The 7,315-nt window shown below is 47.1% G+C and carries 9 protein-coding genes; 2 read left to right on the top strand and 7 right to left on the bottom strand.

Annotation, left to right across the window (positions count from 1 at the left end; genetic code table 11):
* Positions 1–136: 136 nt before the first annotated feature.
* Positions 137–370: a hypothetical protein gene (locus tag AABK37_RS39115; RefSeq protein WP_432556784.1), complete on the bottom strand. Its 234-nt coding sequence runs from the start codon at positions 368–370 to the stop codon at positions 137–139.
* A 54-nt stretch (positions 371–424) separates the two neighbouring features.
* Between AABK37_RS39115 and AABK37_RS39110 the strand changes: the two genes are divergently transcribed.
* Positions 425–769 (top strand): hypothetical protein, encoded by a 345-nt coding sequence (locus AABK37_RS39110; protein ID WP_432556782.1) that lies wholly within the window; start codon positions 425–427, stop codon positions 767–769.
* Between the two features lie 197 nt (positions 770–966).
* Here AABK37_RS39110 and AABK37_RS39105 read toward each other — a convergent pair whose 3' ends face one another.
* The 6 genes from AABK37_RS39105 to AABK37_RS39080 all read right to left on the bottom strand — a co-directional run bounded on the left by AABK37_RS39105 (position 967) and on the right by AABK37_RS39080 (position 6,600).
* Positions 967–1,230 (bottom strand): hypothetical protein, encoded by a 264-nt coding sequence (locus AABK37_RS39105; protein ID WP_432556781.1) that lies wholly within the window; start codon positions 1,228–1,230, stop codon positions 967–969.
* Between the two features lie 45 nt (positions 1,231–1,275).
* Positions 1,276–2,145: a hypothetical protein gene (locus tag AABK37_RS39100; RefSeq protein ID WP_432556780.1), complete on the bottom strand. Its 870-nt coding sequence runs from the start codon at positions 2,143–2,145 to the stop codon at positions 1,276–1,278.
* Positions 2,138–2,296: a terminase gpP N-terminus-related DNA-binding protein gene (locus tag AABK37_RS39095; RefSeq protein ID WP_432556783.1), complete on the bottom strand. Its 159-nt coding sequence runs from the start codon at positions 2,294–2,296 to the stop codon at positions 2,138–2,140. Before AABK37_RS39095 ends, AABK37_RS39100 begins: the two co-directional genes overlap by 8 nt.
* Positions 2,297–2,625: 329 nt before the next feature.
* Positions 2,626–3,132 (bottom strand): hypothetical protein, encoded by a 507-nt coding sequence (locus AABK37_RS39090; RefSeq protein ID WP_432556779.1) that lies wholly within the window; start codon positions 3,130–3,132, stop codon positions 2,626–2,628.
* 18 nt (positions 3,133–3,150) lie between these two features.
* Entirely contained in the window at positions 3,151–5,886 is a 2,736-nt protein-coding gene (locus AABK37_RS39085; RefSeq protein WP_432556778.1) for a DUF3987 domain-containing protein, read from the bottom strand.
* Between the two features lie 345 nt (positions 5,887–6,231).
* The gene (locus AABK37_RS39080) at positions 6,232–6,600 is read right to left on the bottom strand and encodes a ribbon-helix-helix domain-containing protein (RefSeq protein ID WP_432556777.1); all 369 of its coding nucleotides are present in this window, start codon (positions 6,598–6,600) and stop codon (positions 6,232–6,234) included.
* A gap of 266 nt (positions 6,601–6,866) precedes the next feature.
* Between AABK37_RS39080 and AABK37_RS39075 the strand changes: the two genes are divergently transcribed.
* Complete coding sequence (locus AABK37_RS39075; RefSeq protein WP_432556776.1) at positions 6,867–7,220, top strand: hypothetical protein; 354 nt, start codon at positions 6,867–6,869, stop codon at positions 7,218–7,220.
* Positions 7,221–7,315: the final 95 nt, after the last annotated feature.

The raw sequence follows: 7,315 nt of genomic DNA, 5'->3' as shown, positions 1-7,315 counted from the left end.
TGAAAACAAAAACTTACATAAACTGGTTATTTATCTAGTGTTACATTTTTGTGCTGTAGTTTTGCTTATTCGCGGTTTACTCGTACAGGTGCAAGATGTGAGTTAACCATTTTGTGCCTAGAAGGGGAGGGGCTGATCAAGCTGTGATGCGTGGCGTGGCGATCGCCTCTAGATACTCGTCTTCAACAGTGATGCCAAAGCGTTGTACATGGATGCTGAGGATTTGCGCTCGTTCTGGAACGGTTGGTAGATCGACGAAAAAGTTTTCATCAAAACGTCCTTTCCTTTTGAGTTCAGACGGTAGGGCAGAGGGGTTGAAGAAAAAAAGCCTGATGCAGAAATACGTCCTGAGAGTTTTGCGATCGCCCATAGCGCTCTTGTAAAATCATTTTCAATTGTTGAGAATTCGCCCAGGAAAAAGTTTATGGCAGATATGTCCGGTCAAGACCCCTCGGAAATCACAATGGCAACGGTTGATGAAGAACGAAAAGGCGCAACTTTCAGCGGTACGGTCATCCTTGGTATAGATCCTGAGGGTGGGGAAGTCCTTTTCTTTAGAGACTTTTTAATTGAAGATTATAAAGGCGAACTTACCGCTTATCTGGCAACAGATGGCGATATAAAGAAAAGCATTGATTTAGGCGAACTCGATCATAAAAGCCCCAGTTTTAGGCTGCCAATTCCGCTGGGAACGGATACATTACCCTACAATACAGTCGTATTAAGCGACAAAAAAAGTAAGAAAAAAATCCTGACGATCAATCTATAAAATTTGTAACTTAGCTCGTAGTTCAGCCAAATTCGATTGCCCTCCTGTATAGATCTCAAATGGGTTCTATATGATATCACGGCTGTTACCGTAACTTTACGACAACAGCGGCAGAAGATTGGCTACAGTCGGTGGGATGTAGCCTGCAAACTGGCTACAGCCTACCGACACCCGCGAACGCAGGCGTAGAGCGGGTTTTAGCTATTTTTGTAACTGTTTTCGATCCGCGTCATGCGCTTTTCCCTCGCATTGGCGATCGCACCGCCGTCTGCTTGCGCGTGCTTTATTCCTTCCCAACAACCCTCGACATAGGAGGGGTCAATCAGCTTTTTTTCGTCGTACTTGCCCCGAAGGGATAGAAAAGCCCTTTTGATCTGTCTGTCATCTACTTGTTCTCTCAAAGCCGCGATAAATTTTTCATTGCCGAAGTCTACCGCTACGCCGTTTATATCAACAATCATTCGTTTTCCTCCTGTTACCGTAAAGTTACGTTGACTGCGATGAAACTAAGCGAGAGTAATTCGCCCATTTTCTGAGTTGTTGACGATCCGAACTTGTCCGATCGCGTGGGGGCTGAACTCACACGCGCAAGGGTTGATTTGAAGCGCCTCTTTGAATTCTGCCACCGCTCTCAGGTATGAGGCTTGACTTTCTAGCAGTTTTGTTAATGGGACTTGTACGGCGACTCGTTGCCGGATGAACCGTCTAAACGCTGCCTGCCATTCTTCGTCAACCCTTTCTGGTTCGGCTCTCAATCTTTCCAGGCTTGCTGTAAGGGTCGCGATCGCGGATACAAGCACTGGCTCATCGTCTACCGCTGATGACATTCCCACGACACCTGTGTACCAAGGTTTGTTATCTTGGGGCGCTTGAAGCCACGCCTGCGCCCTTGTAAGCTGCTGTTGTTTTGTGGCGATATCCTTTTCAAGCGATCTGATCTGAGATTCTTTGCGTTCGCTTGGATCAGGCAGCATGAATGCTAATCGATACCTCTGCGCTGCATCAGCATAGTCTTGCTGCCAGTCGAGTTCGTCTTGGGCGATCGCCAGCTGCTGCCGCAACCGCTGAAGCTCGTTTTCGAGATTGGTGGAGGCAACCCGACCAGCCGCAATCGCCCTTTGGGTAGTTTCTAAGCGGAACTTTCTGTCTTCGGCATCGCTGGCTTCATCTAATAAGGAGTTGATTTTGGACAAAATCAAAACGCGACCGGGCTGCACATAATCGGCAACGCCAGAATTTAAGATTTTTAGGGCTTCAGAGAACTCGTTGTTTTCTTGCTGCTGCAACAAAAACTCGTGCTCTCTGTCGGCGATCGCGGCTTCGGTATCCTTGATTTTCTGTTCAAGGGCTTGGATTGGGGTTAAAGTTTTAGGCATGATTATCAAATTTTTTCTGAAGGTTATGCAAATCGAACTGCTGTGCGCGTGATACCCAATGGTATTTTTGGCAGTAGTACTGGATCGTGCGGCAATTCATACCGATTTGTTGAGCCAGTTGTCGCAACGACCTCTTGCCATCCACACCCATGCAGACGTAATGATAAAACAACTGATAGGCATGTGATGACTCGCCTGGGATGGCGTACCAGGGCTGTTTGCGAGTTGCTACTTTAATTGAGTTCACGTTCTTAATGAAAGCATAAAAGGATACGTACAGTTATTGTCGCAAGCGACAACCTAATACGCACCAATCCTGCCTGCCGAATAATCACCGAAGTTTTTGCGCGAAGCTGTTGTTGCCGTAAAGTGACAGGAAGTGCGAGGGGCGATCGCTACCACCGCTCGGCTAACTAATTCCTAGCCAGGGGTGGAGGCTGCTGCGCTTAACCTTCCGAACAGTTGCCGCTGTGAGCGTAACTATGCTGCTACTTGCTGCTTTTTGGAATGCTTGCGCTTGCGCTTCAAGGTTGGGGCGGCGTATGCGTTCTTTAATTTTTCGCCATCAATTAAAGTCGCCGATCCTTGCTCTAGCAAGCATTCCAACCGCCAAATTTCACCTTCTTTTGAGTCACGCAGGTATCCTTGGACGGGGACGAAAAACGCATCCATCAACTTTGGATTGACTTGAATTACAAGCTGTCCGTCGCCAACAGCAAAGATTCGACCGGAAAGTGTCAAGCTTCCCGGCGATCGCAACACCGACATGCTAGTTACAGCCAAAGATTGAACCTTCCCACTTTTGGTATTGAACCTTGGATAGCCAGACAGAACAACGCACGTCCCCGCCACGAGGGGCAGGAGACGACCCCTAGCTAACTCTAGATTTATTAGCCCATGCTCACTTTCTAGAGCTAGCCCGTCGCCTTTCTGAACTAGTTCGCCTCGGATGGTGGCGATCGCCTGGTTAAATAATATTTTCCGCATATGTACCTCGTTGGTTATTTATCGCTGGGCTAGAAGTTTTACTATTGCTTTCTCATCTGCTGTTAGGCATCGCCACACCAACCGCTTAAATTGAGGCTCCCAGCCGTCGGTTAACTCTTGGATCATTTTCCAGTTCATCTCCGCGATCGCCTCTCTGATGTAACCCGCATTTACCTGCACCTCTTCTTCAGAAAACTCTTGAATTTTAGAAGTATCATCGGGTGGGGGTACTTCCTCAGTATCTAAGTGGCAATTGTAATTTAGCGGTGACAGTGACAGTTCTGGTGACAGTTCTGGTGACACCTGTAATTCATCATCTACAGTACTTTTATGGCTACTGTCACCACTGTCACCAATATTAGACCCCCCTATACCTTTTTTAGAAACAAATGCTATATATTTTACTTTACGTTCACTCCGTACAACTTGACCATACCCTAATGATGACAGTTGAGAGCAGAGTGATTCGGTATAGACGGAGACGCTTACGCCCTCCTCTTTACTAGCCTTTGAGAGAGGCTTAACACTTCGATACAAGTCGCGCATCGTGATGCCTGACGGCGCTTTCAGCGAACGATCTTGTATTTGCAGAAGGATAGTAGAAAGCTCGTCATTATCAGAGACTTTTTCTTGAAGAGACGAAAATACACTGCGGTAATACTGGGAGATTGCAATACCTCGTTCTAGAGTCTCTCCCGATAAGCCACAGTCTGGGGTCAATCCCTTGTAGTAGCACTCTATGAGATGCAAGACCAGCGCGATCCTCATCGCATGGGTTGACCATTTTGCAAGCCACGCCCTCACCGAAGGGTTAGAGGTTTTTTCTAATTCGTCTTCTTGCAGATCAACTAACTCCGTGTAGAGTTTGTCCGATGCTGGCGTGAGTTTGACGGTCGTGGCTGGCAGTTCGTCAAGCCACCTGTAAAGACCGGGAAGCTTGTCAGCTAGCTGGCAATAACCCTTAGACTTACGCCGAGATTGCCGTTGACGGGCTGGGACGGCAAACAAGAACCTCGCTTGCAGCCCAGACGCATCGTTGCTGTCTTTAAAGCTTTCTCGAAAAACTCCGGGCTGGATGCCCCCCGTTAGACTTAAGGCAGAGTCTCTGACAAAAAAACTGTTAGATATATCTACGCGGTCAACTGACATAGAACCACCATTCCACGCCTTGAGAAGGATTTGCAGCCCCTCGTCACCTCCTGAGTTAAATTGCCCCAGAGACTTAAATAGCCCATTTAGCTCGTCTCTTGCCCATAGTGCGCCATTCTCGCCATTCTCGGCGCATCGCTTCATTACTGATTGGATCGTGGCGACATCAAATAAATACTTACGCATTACAGGAGCCAAGGGTTCATCGCCCTCGCGTCCCGCCTTCTCCCATTCTCGATAAGCCACCTTGTAAGCTCTACTAGCCTCGTCGTAGCGCGTTTTCTCTCTTAGTTGCATCTCGATCAAAGGAGCCGTCCCCAATCCGTCGCCACGAGTTTTGCCAGATCCACTCTCTGCGACGGTCGCCGTCCAGATAATTGCGGGGATTTTGTGAGACTCAACATCCAGCTTTGTCCTAATGCCTGCCAAACTAGCGCAAACACTCAAAATCGTTTGCCAAATGACCACTGGATCTACATTTAGAACCTCACTATCGTGAATTAGGTCGCGAGCTAACGATGTGGGAAGCGCCTTACGCCAGTCGATGTCAGCATCGGAGCCTGACAAAAGAGCGCTTAACTTCTCTTTTGTCTCTTGCTCAATCTGGGCTAATTTAAGCTTTTCCGTCGCGACAATATCATCGAACGTTCGTCTGTCAATTCCCGAATTTAAGTATGCTTGGTGTAGCGCGTATTTTTCCTCTAAATAACCAAGGCTACCCCCCAGGACAGTGGTGACAGCGGTGACAACTTCTTGGACTGTTTGCCTAGAGCTACGTGTAGCTGTCACCCAACTGTCACCAAAACTGTCACTGTCACCTGTCACCTTACAATCACTACTTAGATACGTAAACGGCTGAAGTTGTATTTGCTGCATAATGCCAGGAACGGTCGCGCCGTCGTTAATCCAATCCCCAACATCTAATCCTTGAGACTTTGGTAAATGTTCCCAGAAGAAAGGCGTAGGTGGGGCATACAACCATTGAATATTGGGGAAATCTTGGGCGACCTCTCGCATGTGAGCGACCCCAGGCTGATCGCGATCTGGACAAAGCACTAAAGAGGCTCCTGCGAGGTCTTGCTTGTATCCAGATCCGTAAGCGTTATACTTACCAGCGCCGCCAATAAATGTGGTAGCAGCAAGCCCTAATTCCCAAAGGGTATCAGCTACGCTCTCACCCTCTACGACAAAAATTAATTCACCAGCGGCGATCGCCTTTCTAACTTCTTGGTAGCGGTAAACAGGGATCTGACGCTTAATGTCCTCAGGGTTGCTATTAACCCAGTTTTGCCCGTCCCAGTGCGACTGGAAGAATTTCTTCCTCCCGTAACCGTCATCAATTCGGCTGACCTTAATTAACGCGCTGCCATCGCGAGAGGGGTAAAAATAATCTTTTTTCGCCTTGGGGCGCACCCTCTTTTCTTGAAAAGGCGCGTAGTAGAAATCACCATCTTTATCGCGTCTAGAGGTTTTAGTCCAGCCTTTTGCAGGCTCTGCCTTACGCTTACAAACTGATAAGTCGCCTATCAGATAACACCAGTCAGTCTTACCGCAATGTACGCAGGAATTTGTTTTAGAGGCGTGGATCAAATTTTGAGTTTGCATTGGTTACTCCAGTTTTTTTATTTTTCCGGGGTAACTCCTTGTTGATCGCCTTCGCCTACGGTAGAATTGTGTTTAGCGAAAGCGGTCTAACTCAAGTCTCCAAACTTTTAGGAGTTACCCGCGATGTTGACAATAGTTCAAGAAAACCCCGGAAACTCCCATTTTCGGGGTTTTTGATGTTCGGGGGCGATTAAGTTCGCGAACCATAGATCAACGAAATCAGTACAAAAATACTGATTCGGACTATGATAGGCGCGATCGCCCTCTTGTTTTTGATGATTTCTGGCATAATTGCTGAAACCCTTGTCACCGTAAAGTTACGGCAACTAGGAGACTGCGGCTGCCTCAGCTTTTGGCTTCTCGAATACCTGGCTGTTTGGCTCGGCACTCTTCAACCAATACATAAAGTTCGTGCAGTTTTTCCGGGTCTATGCCGAGTGTTTGACCCAACAACACATAACTAATACCGTTACGTTCGCGATCGCCTGTTAGTAGTTGTAAAAACTTCTTCAGTTGATCGATAAGTTCGCTTGTCGGCAAGCCGTGGGGGTCGCTACTACGTTCACGTTCACTTACAACCTCGAATAGCAGAGTCTCTATTAAATTGGAGCGACTACGGTTTTCGCTATCTGCCCAACCTTGCAAATCATCTGCTAACTTTTGATCGCAAACAAACTGTACTCGCGGTCGATCCTTGGCTCGTTGGTTCGGCACAAACTTAGATGGTTAACTACACCTTAGTATTGCTTACTAATTAATTTTAGTCTACTAGTTGACACCTTAGTAAACCTTACGCTATATTAGCTTACATGAGCGGTAAACGCAACGCCCACAGACGTAATAACAAGTGTTCAGCAGGGTCAAAAAGCGCTTAATGATGCGGGTTTCAGGCTTCCCGATGCTAAATACTAGCTTGTAAGGTGTCCGCAGGTGTCCATTGCCGCTCACCACTGTCCAAGTATTTCATCAAGTGTAAAATCATGACCGTCTCACAACTATACAGTTTGGGCGGCGCAGTGATGGATGCAGCCTTTTATGCTGACTGTCCATTGTCTAAGAATGCGTTAGCTCAAGTGTTAAACACCTCCCGACCGACTATCTGGCGGCACGAAGGTATTGCTTACTGGAAGATCCCTAACTTTAAGGAGGATTATCCAGAACTGCCTAGAGAATTGTGGCACGAGAAAAAGTGTAGTCGCGATCGCGAGGTTCCACTTTCTCCTTACCAAAGCTGGGTAGTTTCATTAGTCAAGGAATGCTACTTCCACCTTCGCAAGAAAAGTGCAGTGGAGGCTTTCATTAAAAGCAATCCTTACCTTTTTACTCGTCAGTAAACCAAAAAGTTTTCTCCTCAGGGCGATCGCTAAAAAATTTTGTAGTAGATGATACTTTTTATTCAGCAAATATTGAACCAGCAAGACTAGGATTG

Origin of the sequence: Tolypothrix sp. VBCCA 56010 (genome assembly GCF_050875635.1) — a bacterium.
GTDB lineage: Bacteria > Cyanobacteriota > Cyanobacteriia > Cyanobacteriales > Nostocaceae > Hassallia.
The sequence above is the reverse complement of the archived record's forward strand: the minus strand, read 5'-3'. Positions and strand labels throughout refer to the sequence as shown.